The sequence below is a fragment of the Mesorhizobium sp. P2_F7 genome (assembly GCF_056403695.1).
The window spans coordinates 380,486-404,282 of record NZ_JBFUFA010000002.1; the positions used below are offsets into that span (position 1 = coordinate 380,486).

25 protein-coding genes and 1 other RNA gene are annotated in these 23,797 nt (G+C 63.1%); 13 read left to right on the forward strand and 13 right to left on the reverse strand.

Translation table 11 applies throughout. The annotated features are described in order from the left end of the window. The first annotated feature begins 44 nt into the window (after positions 1-44). The gene (locus tag AC1DZ8_RS07150; protein WP_477307205.1) at positions 45-1,589 is read left to right on the forward strand and encodes an MFS transporter; all 1,545 of its coding nucleotides are present in this window, start codon (positions 45-47) and stop codon (positions 1,587-1,589) included. Positions 1,590-1,632: 43 nt separating this feature from the next. On the opposite strand, the gene AC1DZ8_RS07155 is transcribed toward AC1DZ8_RS07150, so the two are convergent. Beyond that, a complete protein-coding gene (locus tag AC1DZ8_RS07155) occupies positions 1,633-2,472 on the reverse strand; it encodes an AAA family ATPase (RefSeq protein ID WP_477307203.1) in 840 nt (279 codons plus the stop codon). Positions 2,473-2,619: 147 nt separating this feature from the next. Between AC1DZ8_RS07155 and AC1DZ8_RS07160 the strand changes: the two genes are divergently transcribed. The 8 genes from AC1DZ8_RS07160 to AC1DZ8_RS07195 all read left to right on the forward strand — a co-directional run bounded on the left by AC1DZ8_RS07160 (position 2,620) and on the right by AC1DZ8_RS07195 (position 7,615). Continuing rightward, positions 2,620-3,012 (forward strand): DUF4345 domain-containing protein, encoded by a 393-nt coding sequence (locus AC1DZ8_RS07160; RefSeq protein WP_477307202.1) that lies wholly within the window; start codon positions 2,620-2,622, stop codon positions 3,010-3,012. A 58-nt stretch (positions 3,013-3,070) separates the two neighbouring features. Continuing rightward, a non-coding RNA gene (ssrS, locus tag AC1DZ8_RS07165) (6S RNA) lies at positions 3,071-3,226 on the forward strand. 95 nt (positions 3,227-3,321) lie between these two features. Further along, positions 3,322-3,900 carry a 5-formyltetrahydrofolate cyclo-ligase gene (locus AC1DZ8_RS07170; RefSeq protein ID WP_477400591.1) on the forward strand — a complete coding sequence of 193 codons (579 nt, stop codon included), beginning with the start codon at positions 3,322-3,324 and terminating at the stop codon, positions 3,898-3,900. Positions 3,901-3,924: 24 nt separating this feature from the next. After that, the gene (locus tag AC1DZ8_RS07175; RefSeq protein WP_477307198.1) at positions 3,925-4,560 is read left to right on the forward strand and encodes a hypothetical protein; all 636 of its coding nucleotides are present in this window, start codon (positions 3,925-3,927) and stop codon (positions 4,558-4,560) included. A 55-nt stretch (positions 4,561-4,615) separates the two neighbouring features. Further along, positions 4,616-5,440: a TIGR00282 family metallophosphoesterase gene (locus AC1DZ8_RS07180; RefSeq protein WP_181057751.1), complete on the forward strand. Its 825-nt coding sequence runs from the start codon at positions 4,616-4,618 to the stop codon at positions 5,438-5,440. A 70-nt stretch (positions 5,441-5,510) separates the two neighbouring features. Continuing rightward, on the forward strand, positions 5,511-6,272 hold the full coding sequence (locus tag AC1DZ8_RS07185) for a TerC family protein (RefSeq protein ID WP_477307196.1): 762 nt from the start codon (positions 5,511-5,513) through the stop codon (positions 6,270-6,272). Positions 6,273-6,531: 259 nt separating this feature from the next. Then, complete coding sequence (locus AC1DZ8_RS07190; protein ID WP_023668740.1) at positions 6,532-7,281, forward strand: YebC/PmpR family DNA-binding transcriptional regulator; 750 nt, start codon at positions 6,532-6,534, stop codon at positions 7,279-7,281. 13 nt (positions 7,282-7,294) lie between these two features. Then, the gene (locus AC1DZ8_RS07195; protein ID WP_477307194.1) at positions 7,295-7,615 is read left to right on the forward strand and encodes an Rdx family protein; all 321 of its coding nucleotides are present in this window, start codon (positions 7,295-7,297) and stop codon (positions 7,613-7,615) included. Positions 7,616-7,647: 32 nt separating this feature from the next. Here the strand turns inward: AC1DZ8_RS07195 and AC1DZ8_RS07200 are convergent, their stop codons facing one another. Together AC1DZ8_RS07200 and AC1DZ8_RS07205 are read right to left on the reverse strand one after the other, a co-directional pair. Next, positions 7,648-8,124 (reverse strand): anthrone oxygenase family protein, encoded by a 477-nt coding sequence (locus AC1DZ8_RS07200; protein WP_477307192.1) that lies wholly within the window; start codon positions 8,122-8,124, stop codon positions 7,648-7,650. A 1-nt stretch (position 8,125) separates the two neighbouring features. Then, on the reverse strand, positions 8,126-8,959 hold the full coding sequence (locus AC1DZ8_RS07205; protein WP_477400594.1) for an NAD(P)H-binding protein: 834 nt from the start codon (positions 8,957-8,959) through the stop codon (positions 8,126-8,128). Between the two features lie 117 nt (positions 8,960-9,076). Here AC1DZ8_RS07205 and AC1DZ8_RS07210 point away from each other — a divergent pair, with 117 nt between their 5' ends. Further along, complete coding sequence (locus AC1DZ8_RS07210) at positions 9,077-9,718, forward strand: TetR/AcrR family transcriptional regulator (protein ID WP_477307188.1); 642 nt, start codon at positions 9,077-9,079, stop codon at positions 9,716-9,718. Positions 9,719-9,995: 277 nt separating this feature from the next. Here the strand turns inward: AC1DZ8_RS07210 and rpmE are convergent, their stop codons facing one another. Next, positions 9,996-10,217 (reverse strand): 50S ribosomal protein L31, encoded by a 222-nt coding sequence (gene rpmE, locus AC1DZ8_RS07215; RefSeq protein ID WP_112559687.1) that lies wholly within the window; start codon positions 10,215-10,217, stop codon positions 9,996-9,998. Between the two features lie 205 nt (positions 10,218-10,422). On the opposite strand from rpmE, the gene AC1DZ8_RS07220 reads away from it, so the two are divergent. After that, on the forward strand, positions 10,423-12,225 hold the full coding sequence (locus tag AC1DZ8_RS07220; RefSeq protein WP_477307186.1) for an ABC transporter transmembrane domain-containing protein: 1,803 nt from the start codon (positions 10,423-10,425) through the stop codon (positions 12,223-12,225). Positions 12,226-12,247: 22 nt separating this feature from the next. Here AC1DZ8_RS07220 and AC1DZ8_RS07225 read toward each other — a convergent pair whose 3' ends face one another. Further along, positions 12,248-14,365: a DUF3857 domain-containing protein gene (locus tag AC1DZ8_RS07225; RefSeq protein WP_477307184.1), complete on the reverse strand. Its 2,118-nt coding sequence runs from the start codon at positions 14,363-14,365 to the stop codon at positions 12,248-12,250. Between the two features lie 103 nt (positions 14,366-14,468). After that, positions 14,469-15,953: a carboxypeptidase M32 gene (locus AC1DZ8_RS07230; RefSeq protein ID WP_477307182.1), complete on the reverse strand. Its 1,485-nt coding sequence runs from the start codon at positions 15,951-15,953 to the stop codon at positions 14,469-14,471. 152 nt (positions 15,954-16,105) lie between these two features. On the opposite strand from AC1DZ8_RS07230, the gene AC1DZ8_RS07235 reads away from it, so the two are divergent. Continuing rightward, the gene (locus AC1DZ8_RS07235) at positions 16,106-16,459 is read left to right on the forward strand and encodes a DUF1304 domain-containing protein (protein WP_477307180.1); all 354 of its coding nucleotides are present in this window, start codon (positions 16,106-16,108) and stop codon (positions 16,457-16,459) included. 78 nt (positions 16,460-16,537) lie between these two features. Here the strand turns inward: AC1DZ8_RS07235 and AC1DZ8_RS07240 are convergent, their stop codons facing one another. The 7 genes from AC1DZ8_RS07240 to AC1DZ8_RS07270 form a co-directional block, all read right to left on the reverse strand. Further along, entirely contained in the window at positions 16,538-16,963 is a 426-nt protein-coding gene (locus AC1DZ8_RS07240) for a hypothetical protein (protein WP_477307179.1), read from the reverse strand. Between the two features lie 239 nt (positions 16,964-17,202). Then, positions 17,203-18,234, reverse strand: a complete 1,032-nt coding sequence (locus tag AC1DZ8_RS07245) for a peptidoglycan -binding protein (RefSeq protein ID WP_477307177.1) — start codon at positions 18,232-18,234, stop codon at positions 17,203-17,205. Between the two features lies 1 nt (position 18,235). Beyond that, positions 18,236-19,261 carry a MotA/TolQ/ExbB proton channel family protein gene (locus AC1DZ8_RS07250; RefSeq protein ID WP_477400597.1) on the reverse strand — a complete coding sequence of 342 codons (1,026 nt, stop codon included), beginning with the start codon at positions 19,259-19,261 and terminating at the stop codon, positions 18,236-18,238. A gap of 184 nt (positions 19,262-19,445) precedes the next feature. After that, positions 19,446-20,141, reverse strand: a complete 696-nt coding sequence (trhA, locus tag AC1DZ8_RS07255) for a PAQR family membrane homeostasis protein TrhA (RefSeq protein ID WP_477307173.1) — start codon at positions 20,139-20,141, stop codon at positions 19,446-19,448. Between the two features lie 120 nt (positions 20,142-20,261). Next, complete coding sequence (locus tag AC1DZ8_RS07260) at positions 20,262-21,062, reverse strand: inositol monophosphatase family protein (RefSeq protein WP_477307171.1); 801 nt, start codon at positions 21,060-21,062, stop codon at positions 20,262-20,264. 30 nt (positions 21,063-21,092) lie between these two features. Further along, positions 21,093-21,659, reverse strand: a complete 567-nt coding sequence (gene efp, locus AC1DZ8_RS07265; protein WP_112559678.1) for an elongation factor P — start codon at positions 21,657-21,659, stop codon at positions 21,093-21,095. Between the two features lie 160 nt (positions 21,660-21,819). Beyond that, on the reverse strand, positions 21,820-22,680 hold the full coding sequence (locus AC1DZ8_RS07270; protein WP_477307168.1) for a LysR family transcriptional regulator: 861 nt from the start codon (positions 22,678-22,680) through the stop codon (positions 21,820-21,822). Between the two features lie 100 nt (positions 22,681-22,780). Between AC1DZ8_RS07270 and AC1DZ8_RS07275 the strand changes: the two genes are divergently transcribed. Further along, on the forward strand, positions 22,781-23,797 hold the full coding sequence (locus AC1DZ8_RS07275) for a zinc-dependent alcohol dehydrogenase family protein (protein WP_477307166.1): 1,017 nt from the start codon (positions 22,781-22,783) through the stop codon (positions 23,795-23,797).

The following is a 23,797-nucleotide window of genomic DNA, read 5'->3' on the forward strand; positions in this document are numbered from 1 at the left end:
TTTGAAGAGCATCGCCGCCCATGTTCCGATGGAGAGAGATCGATATGCCGTTGCCCATTCAACGAAACACGATTGCGCTGACCGGCGTGTGCCTGGCGTCGCTGCTGTTCGGGCTCGAAATCTCCAGCGTGCCTGTGATCCTGCCGAAACTGGAAAGCGTGCTCGCCGCCGATTTCAAAGACCTGCAATGGATCATGAATGCCTACACCATTGCCTGCACCACGGTGCTGATGGCGACCGGGACATTGGCCGACCGTTTCGGCCGCAAGAGCGTGATGGTGATCACCACCGTCGCCTTCGGCCTCGCCTCGCTGCTGTGCGGTCTCGCCCCCAGTGCTGCGCTGCTTATCGCCGCCCGCTTTCTGCAAGGCCTTGCCGGCGGCGCGATGCTGACCTGCAGCGTGGCGGTGCTGTCGCATCAGTTCCAGGATGGAAAGGCGCGCGGCAGGGCTTTTGTCGCCTGGAGCGTCGTCGCGGGCATCGGGCTCGGTTTCGGGCCAGCCATCGGCGGCCTGATCGTGGCGCTGTCGAACTGGCAGTGGGTGTTCCTCATCCACGTGCCGCTGGCGATCCTGGCGCTTGCCTTCATCGGCGCCGGCGTCACGCAATCGCGCGATCACAACGCCCAGAAGCTCGACTGGGCCGGCATGCTGACGCTTTCAGCGGCCGTGTTCGGCTTCTCCTATCTGATCACGCAAGGTGCAGACCTCGGAGCCGGCGCCCGTATCGGCGTGATTGCCGCCTCGATGGCAGCTTTCATCGCTTTCCTCGTCGCCGAGAGGGTCAATGCCTATCCGATGTTCGATTTCTCGGTGTTCCGCATCCGCCAGTTTTCGGGCGCGATCATGGGCGCCATCGGCATGAATTTCAGCTACTGGCCGTTCATCATCTATCTGCCGATCTATTATTCCGGCGTGCTCGGCTACGACAGCACGACGACCGGCCTGCTGCTGCTCGTCTACACGCTGCCCTTCATGGTGATGCCGCCAATCGCCGAGCGCATTCGCGCCCGCTACCAGGCGCGGATCGCCATCCCGCTCGGCCTTTTGACATTAGGGATCGGCTTCATCGCCATGTGGATCGGCTCCGGGCTCGAAGGGGCGACCTGGCTGACCATGCTGCCCGGCACGCTGATCGCCGGCATCGGCATCGGCCTCACCAATTCGCCGACCACCAACACCACCACCGGCGCGGTGTCGCCGGATCGCGCCGGCATGGCGTCCGGCATCGATATCAGCGCACGCCTGATCACGCTCGCCATCAACATCGCGGTGCTCGGCCTGCTGCTGACGCAGGGTATCGTTTCCTACCTGAGGACCACACTCGGCGCGGCTTTGGAGCCGAACGAGGTGCGGGCGCTGGCGGAAAGGATCGCCACCGGAAATCTCGACGGCCTTGCGCAGGGGACGCCGAAGCTCGCAACGCTCGACCCGTCCGGCGCTATCGTTCACGGCGCTCTGGTTAACGGTTTCAGCTGGGTCATGCTTTATTGCGGGATCGGCGTTCTTGCCTTGTCGGTCATCGGCTTCGTCATCTTCGGACCGAAGCGTGTCGCGCCGCAGGAGAGAGGGTTTGCTCCCGCCGAGTAAGCGGTGGAAGCGTGCTTACAGCTGTCAGTCCGCCCGCCTTTCCTCATCCCTGTCGCCTGGCCATGAAGGCCAGGCGTTCGAACAGATGCACATCCTGCTCGTTCTTTAAGAGCGCGCCATGCAGTTTGGGCAGCGCGTTCTTCGGATCGGCGCGCAAATCCTCGGGCGCGATGTCGTCGGCGACCAGCAGGCGGATCCAGTCGAGTGCCTCGGAGGTCGACGGCTTCTTCTTCAGCCCCGGCACATCGCGGATCTCGTAGAACTGGGTGAGGGCTGCCCGCACCAGATTCTGCTTGATGCCGGGATAGTGGACGTCGACGATTTTGTGCAGCGTCTCGACATCGGGAAAGCGGATGTAGTGGAAGAAGCAGCGGCGCAGGAAGGCGTCGGGCAGTTCCTTCTCATTGTTGGAGGTGATGATGACGATCGGCCTGACCGCGGCGCGGATCGTCTCGCCGGTTTCGTAGACGAAGAACTCCATACGATCGAGTTCCTGTAGCAGATCGTTGGGGAATTCGATGTCGGCCTTGTCGATCTCGTCGATCAAAAGCACGACCTTCTTGCCGGCTGCAAAAGCCTCCCAGAGCTTGCCGCGCTTGATGTAGTTTTTGATGTCGTTGAAACGCTCGTCGCCGAGCTGGCTGTCGCGCAGCCGCGAGACGGCGTCATACTCATAGAGCCCCTGCTGCGCCCGTGTCGTCGACTTGACGTGCCATTCGATCAGGTCGAGGCCAAGCGCCGATGCCACCTGGCGGGCAAGTTCGGTCTTGCCGGTGCCGGGCTCGCCCTTGACCAGCAAAGGCCGCTCCAGCGCGATCGCCGCATTGACCGCCACCATCAGGTCCTTGTCGGCGACATAGGCCGCCGTGCCTTCAAAACGCATGCTTGCTCCTCGGTTCGTCATCGCGACCGTAAGGACGCCGCCCGGCCTGTGCAAGGGCGAGCCGGCTGCGACGAATGGGCTTGAAACCCCTGAGGAAAACATCCGTTGCTATCGCAAGGCCGCACGGTGGGCTGGAGGGATGGCAGCGTGACCGAAACGATATCGGGCAGGACGGCACTGCAGATCGTCGTCGCCGTGCTGGCGGCAACGCCGGTGCTGGTCGGCCTCGAAGGCGTGTTGTCAGGACCGGAATTCCTTGATGTCGCAGCACCCTGGCCCGTCGATCTCGACAGCCATTTCCGCTTCCTGTCCGGCTTCTTCCTTGCCGTCGGCATCGCCTGGTACAGCTGCATTCCCGACATCGAGATGAGGACGGAGCGATTTCGGCTGCTTGCCGCCTGCACTTTTGCCGGCGGACTGGCGCGGCTTATCTCGCTGCTCACCGTGGGCGCACCATCGTTCGGGCACATCGCCGGCCTCTGCGTCGAGTTGCTGGTGGTGCCGGCGCTGGTCTGGTGGCAGGGGCGTGTCGCGAATTAAGCCACTGAGAATGCCCGCCTCACTGGCGCTTAGCCGACCAGCAGCCTATATTGGGGAGGACGGTCTGCGCTTCCCGGCAGGAGAACATTTTCCCCGGGGCCTTAACGATCCTTAGGGAGCTGTCCCTGGGAAGACCCGTGGGTTTTCTCATACGGCGCCCACCTACTTTGTAGGTTCCCGGGATCGCTCTCTCCACCGGTTGTGTGGATCGTCACTTCTTGCCTCAATCCACGCATTTGGTGGATGATGCGGTAGAAAACGTCGCTCCTAAAACGCCGCCAGAAACCGACCTTTTCTATCGTTCAGCGCATGACATCCTCAAAAGACCTGAAGAAACAACTGCGCCGCGAAGCTCTCGGCCGCCGCGATGCGCTCGATCCGATGTGGCGGGTGGAGATCGCGCTTGAGATGGCCGAGACGGGGCGCGACCACCTCACTATCGAGCCGGGCCAGATCGTTTCAGCCTTTTGGCCGATGCGATCGGAAGTCGACGTCAGGCCGCTGATGTTTGCCTTGCGCGAGAAGGGAGCCAGGCTTTGCCTGCCGGCGATCCTCGACAAGACCACAATCGTCTTTCGCGAACTGGTGCGCGGCGCGCCGATGGTCGAGATGGGATTCGGCACCGTGGGACCCCATGCGGAGGCCGAGGAGCTCGACCCCGCAGTGATGCTGGTGCCGCTCGCCGCTTTCGATGCGCGCGGCCACCGCATCGGCTACGGCGCCGGCTATTACGACCGCGCCGTCGCCAGGCTGGTCGACAAGGGCCAGCCGCCACGGCTGATCGGCATCGCCTTCGATTGCCAGGAGGTGGCGCTGGTACCGGACGAGCCACATGACGTCATCATCCAGGAAATACTGACCGAGAGCGGGCTGCGCCGCTTCGCTTAAAAGATCGCGATCTTAGTTTGATGCATGTCGTTGTCTCAAAACCGGGCCGCTTTTGAGCGACATGCATTAACGCGTTTCCAAGACATGCCGGATAGTATTTTCGCACTACAATCCGAGCCGATGGCGGTCGTCATGTTTGTCTTCGCACGCTACCTGCTGATGCCGTTCGCGCTCATCGCGGCGGCGCTGTTTGCGATGGCATTGCACATTGCCGGAACGGCCCTGCACCACCAGTTTGCCTGGCATCAGACGGTTGCCACCGTGACGGATGTCAGTCCCTATACCGAAACGCAGAAAAACGGCCTGACCACGAAAGGCATCAATGTCGCCGTCACCTATGTGGCGGACGATACGCCGATGAGCTGGTCCGGCAAGGGAAAGGACATCGGTCTCTATACTGCGTCCAAAGGCGACCAGGTGGAACTTTACTACGACCCTGCCAATCCATCGACCCTCGATACCGCGGCGATGAAGGGCTGGCGCGGCGGGCTGTTGCTTCTTGCCGTTACCGGCGGTTTCACCGTTTTCTACGTCTGGTTCTTCTGGCTGCTCCGACGCACCGCCCCACCGGCGTCGCCGATGATGTCTTCGGCCGGCCACGTCGCAGGCGCCAGCGCAAAGCCGTCCCAACAGCGGCGTGGTATTTTCGGCCGGGGCTAGAAGCAATCGCTCCGTAGCGCTTGCCTAGCGTCCGTGCCTCTGGATAGAAGTGGGCATGAGACTTCTCTTCCTCGGCGACATGGTGGGCAAATCGGGACGTACGGCAGTGTGGGAACAACTGCCCGGCCTGATATCCGATTTCAAACTCGACTTCGTCATCGTCAATGGCGAGAATGCCGCCGGCGGCTTCGGCATCACCGAAGACATTTTTCGCGATACGATCGCGGCCGGCGCCGATGTCGTCACCACCGGCAACCATGTCTGGGACCAGCGCGACGCGCTGATCTTTGCGCCGCGCGAGGAGCGCTTCCTGCGTCCGTCCAATTTCCCCAAGGGCACGCCGGGGCGCGGCTCCGGCGTCTACATCGCCAAAAACGGCGCGCGCGTGCTGGTCGCCAACATCATGGGCCGGGTGTTCATGCATCCCGAGCTCGACGATCCGTTCCAGGCCGGCGAGCGCGAACTGGCCGCGTGTCCGCTGGGCGAGCAGGCCGATGCCGTGGTCATCGACTTCCATGCCGAAGCGACCTCGGAGAAAATGTGCTTCGCGCATTTCGTCGACGGCCGCGCCAGCCTCGTCATCGGCACCCACACGCATCAGCCGACCGCCGATCACCAGATCCTCAATGGCGGCACCGGCTACATGTCGGATGCCGGCATGTGCGGCGACTATGATTCCTCGCTTGGCATGGACAAGGAAGAACCGCTCAACCGGTTCCTGTCGAAAGTGCCGAAAGGCCGCTTCGAGGCGGCGACGGGACCGGCGACATTGTGTGGCATCGGCGTCGATATTTCCGACCGCACCGGCCTGACCGAGAAGATCGCGCCGTTTCGTCGCGGGCCGCGGCTTGAAGAAACCGCACCATCCTTCTGGTCATGACATTGATATGCTGGACTATAGTACCTAACTGGCGACGAAACTGCTCTAGATCGTAGAGGGGACGACCTCCATGCAGCTCGTTGAATTCCTGGCGCCACATTTTCAATTTGTCTCTGATCCAACCGCCTGGGTCGCGTTGCTGACGCTGATTGTGCTCGAGGTCGTGCTCGGCATCGACAATCTGATCTTCATCTCGATCCTGACCAACAAATTGCCGGAAGCGCAGCGCGCCCGCGCCCGCCGTCTCGGCATCTCGGCGGCGCTGGTCATGCGGCTGGTGCTGCTCGCCACCATTTCCATCATCGTCCAACTGACGACGCCGGTGTTCACCGCCTTCGGCCACGGCTTTTCCTGGCGCGACCTGATCCTGATCGCCGGTGGCCTGTTCCTGGTGTGGAAGGCGACCAAGGAAATCCATCACACCGTGGATCCCGAAGACCACAAGGACACGATGCTGGGCGAGACGCTGCAAATCTCGCTGGCCGGCGCCATCTTCCAGATCCTGCTGCTCGACCTCGTCTTCTCGATCGATTCCATCATCACCGCCGTCGGCATGACCGACGAGATCGCCATCATGTATATCGCCGTGATCGTGGCGGTGAGTGTGATGATGCTGGCGGCCGGGCCGCTGGCCAATTTCATCGCCAAGAACCCGAGCATCGTCATGCTGGCGCTGGGCTTCCTGCTGATGATCGGTATGACGCTGATCGCCGATGGCATGGGCTACCATGTGCCCAAGGGCTACATCTATGCCGCCATGGGTTTCTCGGCCCTGGTCGAAGGGCTCAACATGCTGACGCGGCGGAAGAAGAAATCCGGCGGCGGGCATTGAGGCTGGACTGCAGGGTTGAAGTCGGACTTGGTGGCTGGATAGCTGCGACGAACCGGTGCAGCCGATGTCGCAAGTTGCGGCGAACGCCGTGTCTGGACGAATTGAGCCGATTTATCTATAAGCCGGCCATTCCGACAAAGAGCGCCGTATGCCTTCGCAGGCATGCGAGAGACGTTCTGAGATTTAAATTCGAGCATGCAGAGGACGAGGCAGGAACGCGTCGCCTCGGAATGCTCTAGCCGAAGACGACAGGGGTGCCATGGCTGGCCATTCACAGTTCAAGAACATCATGCACCGCAAGGGCCGCCAGGACGCGGTGCGGTCGAAAATGTTTTCCAAGCTGGCGCGCGAAATCACCGTCGCCGCCAAGAGCGGGACGCCCGACCCGTCGATGAACCCGCGCCTGCGCCTGGCGATCCAGAACGCCAAGGCGGTGTCGATGCCGAAAGACAACATCCAGCGCGCCATCAACAAGGCGTCGATGGGCGATGCCGAGAATTACGAAGCGGTGCGCTATGAGGGCTATGGGCCTGGCGGCGTGGCGCTGATCGTCGAGGCGCTGACCGACAACCGCAACCGTTCGGCCTCGAACGTGCGCGCCGCCTTCACCAAGGCTGGCGGGGCGCTCGGCGAAACCGGCTCGGTGTCGTTCATGTGGAACCGCGCCGGCGAGATCTACTATCCAGCCTCCGCCGGCAGTGCCGACAAGGTCATGGACGCGGCGATCGAGGCCGGCGCCGATGACGTCGAGTCCGACGAGGAAGGCCACACCATCTACTGTGCCTTCGAGAGCATGGGCGAAGTGTCGAAGGCGCTGGAAGCCTCGCTTGGCGAGGCCGAATCGGTGAAGCCGATCTGGCAGCCGCAGAACAATGTCCCGGTCGACGAGGAGCGCGCGCAGTCGCTGATGAAGCTGGTCGCCACGCTCGAGGACGATGACGACGTGCAGAGCGTCTACGCCAACTTCGAAGTCGACGACGAGACCATGGCCAAGCTCAGCGCGGCATGATCGAATCTCGAAGATGAGCGAACTCCCCGCCATCCGCATCACCTATTGCACGCAGTGCCAGTGGCTGTTGCGTGCCGGCTGGATGGCGCAGGAACTGCTTTCCACTTTCGGCACGGATCTAGGCGAAGTGACGCTGGTGCCGGGCACCGGCGGCATCTTCACCATTTCCTGCAACGACGTGCTGGTCTGGGATCGCAAGCGCGACGGAGGTTTCCCGGAGGCAGCAAAACTCAAGCAGCTGGTTCGAGATGTGATCGATCCGGACCGCGACCTCGGCCACTCCGATCGCAAGGGTCACACCTCAAAAGACCACACGCAAAAAGACCCCGCCTGAGCGAGGTCCTTTGCATTTGCGAAGTGCCATCTTCAGAGCAACGCGAAGATGAAGCAGGCCATCGAAACGATGGCGGTGATGGTGCGGACGTGGTTCCACATCACCCATTGGTTCAGATGGTTCGCCCACACGGCGGCGCCGTTGGCGCTGGCCGGGTCGACGGCGGCGAGCGCATCGTTGAGCGGCACATTGAAGACCATGGTCACGATCGGGTTGCCGATCACGTAGATCACCGCACCGGCAAGCAACCAGTACGAGCCGGACTGGCTCCAGCCCATGATGGCGGCGGCGATAAGCACCAGACAGAGCAGGCCGGTGCCGAACAGCGCCGTCATGAAGGTCGGCGTGATCACCGTGATGTTGATCGAATTCATCGCCGCAATGCCTTGCGGGACGGGCAGTCGGGCAAGCGCCGCCATGACGAAGTTGGAGAAGGCGAAGAACACGCCGCCGACGACGCCCGAACCGATTGCGGCAATGATGGTGAGGGTGGGAAGAAGCTTGGTCATCTCAGTTGCTCCAGATGCCGGTTACGGCGGTTTCATTTGCGTAGGCGGAAAAGTCTTTCGGCGCGCGGCCGAGCACACGCTGGACGCCATCGGTCAAAGTCTCGTTGCGGCCGTCAAGCACTTCGGTGAACAGCTCGTTGAGCAGCCACGTGATTTCAGGCGGCAGTTCATATGCGGCCATCGCGGTGGTGAATTCGTCATGCGAGACCTTGACGAAACGGATGTCGCGCCCGGCCGCCTTGGCGATCTCGGCGACCGCGTCGGCGAAGGTCAGCAGCCGCGGCCCGGTCAGCTCGTAGAGCTGGCCGACATGGCCTTGTTCGGTCAGCGCGACAAAGGCAGCGTCGGCAATGTCGTCGGCATCGATGAAGGGCTCACCGACAGTGCCGACCGGGAGCGCAACTTCGCCCCCGAGCAAGGACTCGATGAGAAAGCCTTCGCTGAAGTTCTGCGAAAACCAGGCACAGCGCAGGATCGTCCAGTCGGCGCCAGAGGCCTTGACCATCTCTTCGGCGCGCTGGGCCTCCGTCTCGCCGCGTCCGGAGAGCAGCACCAGGCGGGTGATGCCGCTGGCTACGGCAAGCCTGGCGAAGGCGCCGACGGTATCGGCGGCACCCGGCACGGCGATGTCGGGATAGTAGCTGATGTAGATGGCGCTCACGCCTTGCATGGCGGGACCCCAGGTCGCCGGAACCTCCCAGTCGAAGCGTGGGCTGCCCGAGCGCGAGCCGATGCGCACGGGAACGCCCTGTGTGGTCAGGCGCTCGGCGAGGCGACGGCCGGTCTTGCCGGTGCCGCCGAGGATCAGGATTGGTTTCGATGTCGTGTCAGTCATTGTGGTCTTTCCTCTGTCTGAAAACATGAGCAATCCTCACATTTGCAAAACGTGATAAACCCTCGTATTTTGTGAGTCAAGCCGTTTGTCGGCATTTTTTCGAGACCGGAGACAGTCATGGAAGACACGGCAGCGCCCGCACCCGCCCAGGAACAGGTCGCATCGCCGCGGCGGGCGCCGACGCAGCAACGCAGCCGCGAGCGGGTCGAGCGGATGCTGGCCGCTGCCTCGGCGCTGATTGCCGAGCAGGGCAGCGACGCCATGCGCATGGGTGAGGTGGCGGAACGGGCCGAGGTGTCGATCGGCTCGCTCTACCAGTTCTTTCCCGACAAGCGAGCGATCGTCTGGGCGCTGGCCGAGCGCTATACCGCCGAAAGCCAGGCCTGCATCTCATCGGCACTCAAGGATGTCGGCGACGCCGAAGGCCTGCGGCAGGCGTTTTCGGAGCTGGTCGATATCTACTACCAGCTGTTCCTGGCCGAACCTGTGATGCGCGACATATGGTCGGGCACCCAGGCCGACAAGGCGCTGCGCCAGCTCGAGCTCGCAGACAGCCGGGCGAATGCGGAATTCCTGACCGCGGTCCTCAAGCGGCTGCAACCCGGCGCCGATCCGGTGGCGCTGGAGACGACGGCGTTTCTGGTCTGGCAGATGGGCGAAGCCGCGGTGCGACTGGCGATCTCGGTCGATCGGCAGGAGGGCGACAGGCTGGTCGAAGCCTATAAGCGCATGGCGCTGAGGGAGTTGCTGGAAGGGTAGGAGACAGCGCTCCTCTCCCCGTCTCTATACGGGGAGAGGATGCCGGCAGGCAGGTGAGGGGCAGAGCAAGCTTAGAAAATTTTACTTCGCTTTACCGTGGCAAGCCGCCGAATATCCCAAGCTGGCTATTTTGCTGATGGCCAATCTGCCGACGCTGGCGCTGCCCCTCATCCGCCTGCCGGCACCTTCTCTCCGTATAGTGACGGGGAGAAGGGAGCTGTCACGACAACAAAAAACCCGCCACAAGGGCGGGTTTTTGATGTGATAGCCGATAGGCTTAGAGGCCGAAACCTTCGAAGCGCTTCTTGAACTTCGACAGGCGGCCGCCGCGGTCGAGCAGGGTCTGCTGGCCGCCGGTCCAGGCCGGGTGCGTGGTCGGGTCGATATCGAGGTTCATCGTATCGCCTTCCTTGCCCCAGGTCGAACGGGTCATGTATTCGGTGCCATCGGTCATGACGACCTTGATGGTGTGGTAGTCGGGATGGATGTCGGCCTTCATTGTCGTGCTTCCTGGCTTGTGGCGCTGCCGACGGGCCCGTGGCCTGCGTCGATGCGCCCCTTTTTAAAACTCGAAGCCGCAGCTATTGAAAAGCCACGGCTTCTAAAACGGTCGGCGAGCCTATACATCAGCCGGAATTGAATCACAAGGCCGTGGAAGGCGCATATTGAAAGCGCTCACCTGGAAGCGGCCAGAGGAAACGGTCATGGCGGATATCAGCGGCGAGCAAGACGGGCGCAGACGCTCGCTCGGACCGCTCAGGCGCCTCTATCCCTACATCAGCCGCTACCGCAAGCTGGTCATCGGCGCCGTCATCTCGTTGGCCATCGCGGCGGCGACGACGCTCACCCTGCCGCTCGCCGTGCGGCGCATGATCGACCACGGGTTTTCCGCGTCCAGCACCACCTTCATCGCCGAGTATTTCGCCGCTTTGGTGGTGATGGCAGCCCTTTTGGCGGCGGCATCGGCCGGCCGCTACTATTTCGTCATCACGCTCGGCGAGCGGGTCGTTGCCGATATCCGCAGCGATGTGTTTTCGCATGTCACGACGCTGTCGCCTTCCTTTTTCGACACTGCCCAGTCGGGCGAGATCGTTTCGCGGCTCGCCGCCGACACGACGCAGGTCAAATCCGCTGTCGGCGCCACCGCCTCGGTGGCGCTGCGCAACGTCATCCTCGGCCTCGGCGCGGTGGCGATGATGGTCGTCACTAGTCCGAAACTGTCCAGCCTGGTCATCGCAGCCATTCCGGTGATCGTGCTGCCGCTGGTCGCCTTCGGCCGTTCGGTCCGGCGCCGGTCGCGCCAGGCGCAGGACACGCTGGCGCAAGCGACCGCCTATGCCAGCGAACAGATCGGCGCGGTACGCACGCTGCAGGCTTTCACCAACGAGACGCTGGTCACCGGTCGGTTTTCGGCCGCGGTGGAAGCCGCCTTCCAGGCGGCGCGCTCGTCGATTTTCGCGCGCTCTTTCCTCACCTTCTTTGCCATCTTCATGATCTTTTCCTCGGTCGTGGCGGTGCTGTGGTTCGGCTCGCGCGACGTGCTTGCCGGCACGATGTCGCCCGGCACGCTCGGCCAGTTCCTGCTCTATTCGGTGTTTGCCGCCGGCGCGCTGGGCGCGCTGTCGGAAGTCTGGGGCGAGCTTGCCCAGGCGGCGGGTGCGGCCGAAAGGCTGACCGAAATCCTGGACGAAACGCCGGCGATACTGGCGCCGGCCAATCCGCTGCCGCTGCCTGCCAAGGCGAAAGGCGCGATCAGCTTCGACGATGTCTCCTTCTCCTATCCGGCAAGGCCCGACCGCGCCGCGGTTCATGGCTTGAGTTTTCAGGTCAAGCCGGGCGAGACGGTGGCGATCGTCGGGCCCTCGGGCGCCGGAAAAAGCACGGTGTTTTCGCTGATCCTGCGTTTTTACGACCCCGAGACCGGCCGCATTGCCATTGACGGTGTCGATGTGCGCGAGGCCGATCCGGCCGATGTCAGGGAACGCATCGCCATCGTGCCGCAGGATGTCACCATTTTTGCGGCGAGTGCGCGCGACAATATCGGCTTTGGCCGGCCGGGCGCCACGAATGCCGAGATCGAGACGGCCGCCAGGGACGCGCTGGCCGACGAATTCATCCTCAAGCTCGACAAAGGCTATGACAGTCAGGTCGGCGAGCGCGGCGTGACCTTGTCCGGCGGCCAGCGCCAGCGCGTGGCGATCGCCCGCGCCATCCTGCGCGACGCGCCGATCCTGTTGCTCGACGAGGCGACCTCGGCGCTCGACGCCGAAAGCGAAACGCTGGTGCAGAAGGCGCTGGAACGGTTGATGCAGGGCCGCACCACCATCGTCATCGCCCACCGGCTGGCAACGGTGCTGAAGGCCGACCGCATCCTGGTCATGGATGGCGGCCGCATCGTCGAGGAAGGCACGCATCAGAGCCTGGTCGCCAAGGGCGGCATCTATGCGCGGCTGGCCAAGCTGCAGTTCGAAACCGGAGCAAGCGCGTTCAGGGGTGCGGCGGAGTAATTGTTGCTACACCGATGGTGATCTAGGTGCGGGCAGGCTGGCGCCGGCCGCGCCGGACGGCGATGAACACCGGGACACCGACGAACAAGGTCAACAGGAACATGCTGGCGATGACCTGTCGCTGTTGCGTGCCCGGATCGCTGACCTTCACTTCGGCGGGCGGCGGATCGACGTAGGTAAAGTCATACTCCCACTGAACGTCCTTGGAGATGTCCTCGACGGATTTCAGATAATCCGTAATCGCGTTGGCGGGAACTTCGCTTGCCAGCGTCTGCAAGTTCCATTCCACCCGGAATTCGGTCGGTGTGTTGCTCCACGACGTCTTCAGCGACACATAGGGCGTCACGATGTTCTTTATTTCCTCGCCGGAAAACCTGGCCTTGAGGTTGCGCACGGTTACGCTGTGACGACGGTAATACGGAGTGCCGAGCGATATCGGGCCGCGGCGGCCGACGATGGTCGGGGTCGGGAGGTAGTTGCCGAGATCCGCCGCCTGGATGGGAAAATTCTTGGCAAGATCGTTGGCGGCAAGCGCCTGCGCCGGCAGTGAGTAGCTCTCTTTCACGCTGACGATGTTGCCGTCGCGTCGATCCAGGATTTCCAGCTTTCCGGTGCTTTGAATGCCTGGATACTGCTTGCTGTAATATTTCAGGTAGTTGTCCGCCATCTCGGTCAGCGACTGGCCAGCCAGCCTGTTGCGCATCGAGTCGGCGTCGGCGCCTTCGTACATGGAAAAGACCGTCAGCGACAGCGGATCGCCCGGCTTCTCGGGAAAGTCGAATTCTTCGGCGACCTGGATCGATGGGCTGATCAACTCCGGGGTTGGCATCTTCTCCAATCCGCCGGTGCTGGAAAGCGGCAGCGCGAACCCATAATCGGCCTGCGCAAGATTGTATGCCTTGCCGCCCTGGAGGTCGTTGGTGGCATCCAGCCAGTATGTCTTGGTTCCGATCTTCGCCTTGACGATGGCATGGTCGAAATCGCGCAGCGCCGGCAGGTGCTGGTCCAGAGCTCGCCCATGGTCGAGATCGGCCAGGGCGACTTCGGCAGAAATGCCAAGTCGCACAAGCGACGAGGCAAGCAGCAATGCCTTGTCCTTGCAATCGCCAAACCCGCTTTGCAGCACAGTCGCCGGATCGCGCGGAATGTAGGATCCCGCACCGATCGACAGGCTGACATAACGGATCTGGTCCTGCACCAACCGTGTCGCCTGGATCATCCGGTCTTCGGCCACGGGATGCTTGACGGCGATGTCGTCGAGCTTGGCTGCGAAGTCGGTGGGAAAATCGGTCACCGGCCTGTAGTGGGGCGCAATGGCGTCGACGACGCTGTGCCAGTCTGCGGTCGAGGCCACGTCGACGGAGCCCCAGGCCGGATACTGCACCGGCAGGTTGTCCTCGACCTTGACCGGCTTCGGATTGCGGATCTCCCACACATAGACCGTGTCCGATCCCGATGACGAGATCGCCGGCTTGAGTTCCGTTCCCCTTGGCTTGATCTGAAGCGGCTGACTGGCGGGCCAGGTGATGTTTGCGCGGATAAGCGCCACCGGCTCTTCCCACTCGGTCGAAAAGCTGAAGAAGAAAAGATCCTTGCCGACGAGCGGCGTGATTTCGTAGGTCGTCGCATAGTCGACAATGTCACCGACACGTACATCTTCGACGTTGACATGGGCCGTCAGCCAGCCGTCGTACAGGCCTTTCTCGGCGTCCTTCTCCTGCCTGAAAATATCGAATTTCGTGCTTGCCAACCGGTCGATCACGGCGCCGTCGCGGATGATGCGCAAATGGTTCAAGGTGACTTTGTGCCGCGACGGATCGAACTGCAGGTTGATCCCGGCGCCCTGCTCAAGGCCGGGCCGGTCGACGATCTTGTAGACCGTGCGGGAGTACTGGTCGTAGCCGCCGGTGCGGTGGACGATCTGGTCGTCCGAGAGCAGCCACGAGATGCCGTTCCTGATCTGGTCGGATCGGGTGGCGTCAGCCGAGGGAACATCGATCAGCCTGGTCCAGGCCGGCGCCGGTCCGATAAGGACCACGTCGTCGGACAGGGCCGGAGAACTCAAGCTGACCAGAAACAGGGCGAAAGCAATGAGCCGCCAGCAAGACTTGATCACACGAAAATCAATACAGACCGACATTCCAGTTTCGCCAGCGCCCCAAAGAGCCCCTTTTGTCAGAGGCTTTCCGGCAGAAGTAAAGACCATGCCCTATGTTTTTGGATGCCGTGTCGGCCGAAATGGCTCAGGCCCCGTACCGCTGCTGCAGGTGACGGGTGAAATGCGCGGCATTCAGTTTTTCGCCGGTGGCGCGTTCGAGCAGTTGCGGCGTCGACCAGCGCGAGCCCTGCGACCAGATCTTGTCGCGGCGCCAGCCGTTGATGGCGGCGAAGTTTCCTTTTGCTAGGTCGTCGTCGGCGGAAGGATGCTCGCTGGTCAGCGCCGCCCATTGCTGCGCCGCCATCATGGCGCCCAGCGTGTAGGACGGGAAATAGCCGAAGGCCGCACCTGGCCAATGCACGTCCTGCATCGGCCCGTCGGCCGGATTGTCTATGGTCGACAGGCCAAGATACCCCCGCATCTTGGCGTCCCACGCCTCGGGCAGGTCGGCGGCCTGCAGCCGCCCCGAGACAAGCTCCTGCTCCAGCTCGTAGCGCAGGATGACATGCAGCGGATAGGTGACCTCGTCGGCGTCGACGCGGATCAGGCCGCGTTCGACCCGGTGCACATGCGGCAGGATGTCGTCGAGCGACCAGGCCTCGCCGAGATGCTTTTCAATGACCGGCAGCGCCCAGCGCCAGAATTCGGGGTTGCGGCCGATCTGCTTTTCGACGAACAGGCTCTGGCTTTCGTGCACGGCCATGCCGCGCGCCTTGCCCAGCGGCCAGTGCGCCCAAGCCTTCGGCAGGTTCTGCTCGTAGAGCGCGTGGCCGGTCTCGTGCAGCACGCCCATCAGCGCCGACAGGAAATCCGAGGTCTTGTAGCGGGTGGCGATGCGCACGTCGCTCGGCACGCCGCCGCAGAAGGGATGATGCGACACCGACAGCGAGCCATGGGTGAGGTCGAAGCCGACTGCCGCCATCATAGCGAGGCCAAGCTCGCGCTGCCGGTCGATCGCATAGCTGCCCGAAAGCGGCTTCAGCGGGCGTTTGGCCAGCCGCGTTTCCTGCACGGCCAGCGCCTCAGGCACGAAGCCTTTCAGGAACGTCTTCAGCTCGGTGAACACCGGCGTGATGTCGGCGGCGCGGTTGCCGGGATCGTATTGCTCCATCAGCGCGTCGTAGGGATCGAGGCCGAGCGCGTCGGCGCGCAGCGCAGCCTCCTCGCGCACCAGCGCCACCACGCCTTCCAGCGCCGGCAGGAAGCCTGCCCAGTCGTTCTTAGCACGCAGGTCACGCCAGAGCTGCTCGGAACGCATGCGCGCCACCGTCTGGCGCTCGACGAACTCGACCGGCAGGCAGGTCAGATTGGTGTATTGCCGGCGCAGTTCCCGGACCGCCGCCTGCTGCTCCTCGTTCAACGCCTCCTGGTCGGCGGCGGCGAGCCAGTCGGCGATATCCGGCGCCGTTGCCCTCGCATGCAGCATGCCGGCAAGCGAAGACATGGCCTCGGCGCGCTTCTCGCCGCCACCGACGGCCATGTGGGTCGCTTCGTCGGCGCCGAGGATGGCGAGCGCATGTTCCAGCGCTTCGAGCTTGTGGCCGAGATCATCAAGTTTCTGAAAGGACATGGCAGGTTCCGCGTTTTGGACGGCGGGAAAAGATACCAATGCGCCAGGCTTGGCAACCCTCAAAGGTTGCTCTCGCCGATGCAGCTTGCACAGGTCAGGGCGTGCATGGAATGCTGGCAAGCGGCGCAACACCGCCATGAGGGGAGAGCAAGATGATCGCCAACATACTGGTTGGGCTGGTGGCGCTGATCCACCTCTATATCGTCTATCTGGAGATGGTGGCGTGGGACACGCCGCGTGGCCACAAGGCGTTCAACCTCAAGCCGGACTTTGCCAGTGCCTCGAAGGTGCTGGCCGCCAATCAAGGGCTTTACAACGGCTTCCTTGCCGCCGGGCTGATCTGGGGACTATATCTCGGCGCGGCCGGATTCCAGATCAAGGTGTTCTTCCTGCTTTGCGTTGCCATCGCCGGCCTCTACGGCGCGGCGACTGCCAGCAGGAAGATCCTGTATATTCAAACCGTGCCGGCAGTGCTGGCGCTCGCGGCGCTGTGGCTTGGCTGGTGACAAAAAGGACGCCCTTGGGATCGGTCCCGAGGGCGTCCAGACAGCCCTTCCTCATTCTTGGAATATCAAGAGCGGACCTCAGCCGTTCGGATAATTCCCGCCGTCAGAGCCGTCACCCATCATGAAGCCGCTGCCGGTGTCGGACATCAACGCCTGGTCGACATTGTCGAGGCGGCGTAGCAGATCGCGGTATTTCGCAGCCGGGATCCTGCCATGATCCGCGGCGGCCGTCCGCTCGGCGGCCTGGCTGATATGGGCGGCCCGCATGTGCAGCCTCTGCGCCTCGGCCGCCGTGATCGTGTTGGCATGCCTTGCATCGGTGATGCCCTGTTCGACGCCCTGCACCTGCTCGATCAGGCCGGTCACGCGCGGGCCGGTCATGTCGGTTGGTTCGCTGGCGTCGAGGGCGCCCTTGTGATGTCCGGCGGCATAGGCGCCGGCGAGCGGAACGGCGATCAGAAGTGTCGTGAGGGCTGCAGTCCTGAGAGTCTTCAAAGAACGCATGATGTGCGTCTCCTCCTGCTTTGGAAGGGGCAAGCGCTTTCGCTCCGCCTTCCGGACGCGGGCCGTCGGGTTCCGTCGCGTCGCGATGGGAGGCATCGCCGGCGGTTCCCGGCCCTGCGCGGCAAATTAGGAGGCCTAAGATGCGAAGTGTAATTAAAAAAAGATAATGTTTTCAGGCCTTGCCGAGGCTGTCTTGCGCCCTAGAGTTGAGCCGGCGAACAAATTCGCGTGACTAAAAATCACCGTTCGGTGAGCTTCAGTTCAATGCGGCGGTTCTTGTTGCGGGCGTCTTCGGTGTCGGCGGGGTCGAGCGGCTGGAATTCGCCGAAGCCGGCGGCGACCAGCCGGTTGGCGGGCACGCCGTTCTCGATCAGGAATTTCACCACCGAGGTCGAGCGCGCTGTCGACAATTCCCAATTGTCGCGGTAGCGGCCGGCGCCGGATAGCGGCTTGTTGTCGGTGTGGCCATCGACGCGCAGCACCCAGTTGATCTCCGGCGGGATTTCCTTTTGCAATTCGATGATGGCATCGGCGAGCTTCTTCATCTCGACCTTGCCGGCGTCGTTGATCTCTTCGGATCCGGTCGGGAACAGCACTTCCGACTGGAAGACGAAACGGTCGCCGACGATACGGATGTTTTCGCGGTCAGCGAGGATTTCGCGCAGGCGGCCGAAGAAGTCGGAGCGGTAGCGGTTCAGCTCCTGCACGCGCTGCGCCAGCGCGACATTCAGCCGACGGCCGAGATCGGCGATCTTGGTGTTGGAATCGCGGTCGCGCGTTTCAGAGACGTTGAGGGCGTCCTCGAGCGCGCCGATCTGCTTGCGCAGTGCCGCGATCTGCTGGTTGAGGATCTCGACCTGGCTCAGCGCCTGCTGGCTGATCTGGCGCTGGTTATCGAGTTCGCCCCCCAGTTGAGCCGCACGCTGGTTGGCGGCGTCGCCGGCGCCCGCACCTTGCGCCAGCAATTGCTCCAGCCGGCTCTTTTCCGCCACCGCCGCCGACAGCGACGCCTGCAGATTGGCCAGCGAATCATCCTTGTCCTGGGCACTCGAACGCTCGAGCGCCAGAAGCTGCGTCAGTTCGTTGATCTGCGAGTTGAGGCGTGTGAGCGCCGTATCCTTGCCGGAGAGCTCGCGGCCGAGCAGGAACTGCGCCAGCACGAAGACGGTGAGCAGGAACATGATGGCGAGCAGTAGCGTCGACAGAGCGTCGACGAAGCCCGGCCAATAGTCGATGCGGCGGTCGGTGCGCCGGCCCCTGGCAAGCGCCATGCTAGTGGACCCCAGGCTTCTTCAGCGCGTCGGCGATCTTTTCCAGCGTGTTGCGCATCGCCTTCTGCTCGTCCGACTGGGCTTCGACCCAGTCGCGCATGATCTGCTGCTCGGAGCGCATGTTCTTGACCAGGCCGGAAATGCCGTCGGCGAGATTGGCCATCGCGGTGGCGACACGCGGATTGGAGCCGCCGCCGTTTTCCTGCATGCTGCGCAGCCGTTCCGACAGAAGGCGGATCTCGTCGGAAGGCTCGCTCTTGGCCGGATCGGCAACAACGATGTCGGACGAGAGATCAGTGACCGAGGACAACCAGTTTTCAAGTTCGGTGTAGAAGCGGGTCTGGGCGCGGCCAGCCTGCAGGTCGAGGAAGCCGAGCACCAGCGAACCGGAAAGGCCGAACAACGAGGACGAGAAGGCGGTGCCCATGCCGGCCAGCGGCGCCGAAAGACCCTGCTTCAGCGAATCGAGCACGGCGGCGGCGTCGCCGGTGCCGGGATCGAGCGATTCGATGGTTTCGCGGATCGAGCCGATGGTGTTGAGCAGGCCCCAGAAGGTGCCGAGCAGGCCGAGGAACACCAGCAGGCCGACGAGGTAGCGCGAGGTGTCGCGGCTTTCGTCAAGGCGGGTGGCGATCGAATCCAGCATGGTGCGCATCGAGGAGGTCGAGAAGGCGACCGTCGAGGAGCGGCCGATCATCGCCTTCATCGGCGCCAGCAGCACCGGTTCGGTGGTTTCGGAACCGGCGCGGAAGGAATTGACCCAGCGCACTTCGCGAAACAGCCGCCCTACCTGGGCGAAGGCAAGCAGGATGCCGACCACAAGCACGCCGATGATCAGGCCGTTGAGGCCCGGATTGCTGCCGAAGGCGGTGGAAATCTGGCGGGTGAGGATGGCGGCGATGAAGGCGACGATGACCAGGAAGATGACCATGGTCAGGAGGAAAACCTGCGGGCTGGACAGTTTGTGCGGATCGTACATCAGGACATCAGAACGCCTGCCCACGCCGAAGGATCTGAGAAAAGCCATCCGTGCCCCGTTTTCCGATGCTCTTTATCTACCTCGACGCAATTCCGAACGGGAAACCGCTCACGCTTTCCCTGGAATTGCTCCAGTGCCGCCGATCACGTAATTCGCGACTCTAAACGGAATTGTGACCAAATTGAATGGCGCTTGGCAATATTGCCCGACAGATCGGGCGGCGCTCCGCCTTTCAGAGGCGGTTGATGACCAGGCAGTCGACCATCGCGGCAAGATGCAGCCCGGCGCCGGTGATGACAAAGCCGTGCCAGACGGCATTGTGGAAGCGCAGCCCCTTCCAGGCGAAGAAGATGACGCCGCAGGAATAGACGATGCCGCCGGCGACGATCAGCGCGATCGACGTCGTTGGCAATGTCGCGACCAGCGGCTTGACCAGGACGATGCCGCTCCAGCCGATGGCGAGATAGAAGACGATGGCCAGCCGGTCGAAGCGGCCGGGCAGGAACACTTTGATGGCGATGCCGGTTACGGCCGCGGTCCAGACGAGAACGATCATCGACACAGCCAGCAGCGAGCCGTCGAGCTGGGCCAGAAAGGGCGTGTAGGTCGCGGCGATCAGGAGGTAGATCGCTGCATGGTCGAAGCGCCGCAAGATCCATTTCGCCGGCGACGTCACCGGCCACAGATTGTAGGTCAGCGATACCGACAGCACGGTGAGCAGCGACACCACAAAGAAAGCGGCGGCGATGTATTCGCCGGGACCGGCATGGAAGGCGGCAAGCGCCAGCAGTGCCGAGCCGGCCGCTATCGCCAGCACGATGCCGACCGCATGGACGATGCCATCGGCGATCATCTCCGCACGCGAATAGTGCCAGCGCCCGACAAAGGGGATCTCAATTGGCAATTCCGGCGGGGAAAGCGGTGGCATGCTCGTCATCGAAAATCCTGCGTCAGCCCTTATCTGGGCCGTCGCCGCGCAGTATTTCAAGCTTTGGTTGCGGTTTTACGACTGCGGCGCTTCAGCGCGCTGCCCCAGCATGCCCAGTGATCAGCGTGCAGAAATCGGCTTCTTCACAGCCTTGAGCAGCGCGCGCTGAATGACCTCGTTGCCGGCAACGACCGAGCCGTTGTCCAGCATGTCCTGGCCGCCATCCATGTCGGAGACGAAGCCGCCGGCTTCGCGGATCAGGAGCAGGCCGGCGGCGATGTCCCAGGCCGACAGGCCGGTTTCCCAGAAGCCGTCCATGCGCCCGGCGGCGACATAAGCGAGATCGAGCGCGGCGGAACCCAGGCGGCGCACGCCCGAGACCTCGGCCATCACATTGCGCAGCTCGACCAGAAAATTGCCGTGCTGGCCGCGGCCGAGATGCGGCATGCCGCAGCCGATAACGCAGTCGGTGAGCTTGCTGCGGCCGGCAACGCGCAGCCGGCGGTCGTTCATGAAGGCGCCGCCGCCGCGCTCGGCGGTGTAGAGCTCGTCCATTGCCGGATTGTAGACGACAGCGGCGACGAGCTGGCCCTGGCGCTCCAGAGCGATCGAGATGGAAAAGATCGGGATGCCGTGCAGGAAATTGGTGGTGCCGTCGAGCGGGTCGACGATCCAGCGGTGCTGGTCGTCGTCGCCTTCGACCGCGCCGCGCTCTTCCATCAGGAAGGCATAGCCCGGCCGCGCCTTCGACAGTTCGGCAAACAGGATGTCCTCGGCCTTGCGGTCGGCCTGGCTGACATAGTCGCCCGGTCCCTTCATCGACACCTGCAGGTTCTGCACCTCGCCGAAGTCGCGCGACAGCGAGCGGCCGGCCTTCATGGCGGCCTGGACCATGACATTGAGAAGTGCTGAGCGTGCCATAGTGTTTTTTCCCTGCTGCTGCGCCTTAGGTCAGTCTGCGCGGCGCATGTAGGTGAGTTCGTTGGTGTCGACGACGATACGTTCGCCGGCGCCGATGAACGGCGGCACCAGGACGCGGATGCCGTTTTCCAGCACCGCCGGCTTGTAGGAAGACGCCGCCGTCTGGCCCTTCACCACCGGGTCGGCCTCGGTGATGGTCAGCGTCACCTGGTCGGGCAGCGAAATGCCGATCGGCCTGTCCTCATAGAGCTGGACCGTCACCATCATGCCGTCCTGCAGGAAGGCGGCGCGGTCGCCGACGAAATCCTTCGCCAGTTCGAGCTGCTCGTAGCTCTGCGTGTCCATGAAGACCAGCGCGTCGTCCTGTGCATAGAGGAAGGAAAAATCCTTGAGGTCGAGCCGGATCTGCTCGACGGTCTCGGCCGAGCGGAAGCGCTCGTTGAGCTTGGTGCCGTTGATCAGGTTCTTCAGTTCGACCTGGTTGTAGGCGCCGCCCTTGCCAGGCTTTACGGTGTTGGTCTTGACCGCCACCCAGAGGCCGCCATCGTGCTCGATGACATAGCCGGGACGGATTTCGTTGCCATTGATCTTGGCCATGATGATGTTGATCCGGGAATGAGATGGTCGCTGGACAAGCGATTTCGGGCTCCCAAGACCACAAATCACCCGAAGAGGCAAGGGAGCGGGCAGGTTGGCGCCGACCGAAAGGCATCGATGCGCACGTCGGGTACTGGATACGGCGCCGACGCTGGCACGATCAGCCCGGCTGATTGACAACCGAACCGACCGCGTCGGCGATGGCCTGGGCGACCTTCGCCAGCCGATGGATATGCGGCGAGCGCAGGACGACAACCTGCATGGACAGGTCGAGGCTCTTCGTCTCGACAAGTGTAACGCCCTTCGGCAGCTGTTTGCCGAAAAGGCGCATCGGCATCAGGCCAACACCATGGCCGCGGCGCACCCATTCCAGCTGCATGGCCGGATCCTGGATTTCGGCGGCAATGGATAGTCTGCGGCCGTCATCGCCAAGAGCAGCAAGCAGACGCTGGCGCGCATCACAGGGCGCAGGGCTCAAAATCCAGGCTGCAATTTTGAGGTCGGGTATCTGCTCCGCCTGCTCGTTCGTCACGATGCCGAGACGTTCGGTGCCGATGCAGGCATCGTCGTGCTCGCCGCCGCCCGCGCGCAGCACGATGGCGAGGTCGAATTGTCCGCGATCGAACTGATCGACCAGTTCGGCGCTCCAGCCGGTCCTGAGCCGCAACGACACTTTCGGGAAGAGCGCCGCGGCGTCGGCGATGGCTTCCGCGACGTCGCGGTCGGAGAGGCCATGGGCGAGGCCAAGGCGAAGCAGTCCTTCCGGCTCGGCTTTGCCGGCCAAGGCTTTCAGCGCCTCCACCGAAGCGAGGATGTCGCGGCCGCGCGCCAGCACTTCTTGCCCCGCCGGGGTCAGTCGCGGCGGCTTCTGCCGGCGGTCGAGCAGCGTCGTGCCAAGCATGTCTTCCAGCCGCTGGATCTGCCTCGTCACAGCCGACTGCGTCAGCGGCAGGCGCCGGGCGACCTTCTGGATAGATCCCTCCTCGGCAAACAGGGCAAGCGTGCGCAGTTCCTCAAGCATCATCGAAACCATGTTTTGTAAGCATAATCATTGTTAAGATTATGAATTTGAAATCATGGCTCTGGCAAGCGATTTCCTTTGAAGAGCAAAGGAGAGCGACATGAAGGCAATCGAACTGCAGAGCCCGGGCGGCATCGACAATCTCAGACTGGTCGAACGGCCAATGCCCGAACCCGGCCGCCAGGAGATGATCATCAGGGTCAAGGCGACGGCGCTCAACTACCGCGACGTCGAGATCGCGCGCGGCAGCTATCACACAACATTCCCGCTGCCGCTGGTACCGCTTTCCGACGGCGTCGGCGAGGTCGTTGCGCTTGGCTCCGAGGTCAGCCGCTTCAAGGTCGGCGACCGGGTCTGCGGCACGTTCTGGCAGCGCTGGGTCGGCGGCAGCTTCGCCATGGCCGAAGCCTCGTACCAGCGCGGCGGTCCGATCGACGGCTTGCTCAGCGAATTCGCCCGGCTGGACGAACAGGCGGCTGTCATCGCCCCGGCGCACCTCAGCGATGTCGAGGCGGCGACATTGCCTTGCGCTGCCGTCACCGCCTGGCATGCGTTGTTCACCGAAGGCAAGCTCAAGCCGGGCGAAACCGTGCTCAGCCTCGGCACGGGCGGCGTGTCGCTGTTTGCCGTGCAGTTCGCGAGAGCCGCCGGAGCGCGCGTCATCGTTACCTCGAGCAGCGATGAGAAACTTGCGCGGGCGAAAGAGCTCGGCGCGCATGACGGCGTCAACTACCGCACCAATCCGGACTGGTCGTCGGCCGTGCTGGCGCTGACCGATGGCCGGGGCGCCGATCACATCATCGAAGTCGGCGGTCCGCAAAGTTTCGCGCAGTCGCTGAAGGCGTCGGCGCGCGGCGCCCAGATCAATGTCATAGGCTATCTCGGCGGCAGCGAAGGGGCGATCAATCCGCTCGACATCTTCCGCCGCCAGGTGAAAGCACGCGGCATACCGGTCGGCTCGCGCGAATCCTTCGAAGCGATGAACCGGGCGCTCGCGGTCAATCGGCTGCGGCCGGTGATCGACCGGGTCTTTCCCTGGGCGGAGGCGGCCGAGGCCTTTCGTCATCTCGAACATGGCTCGCCCTTCGGCAAGGTCGTGCTCGATCATCTTAGTTGA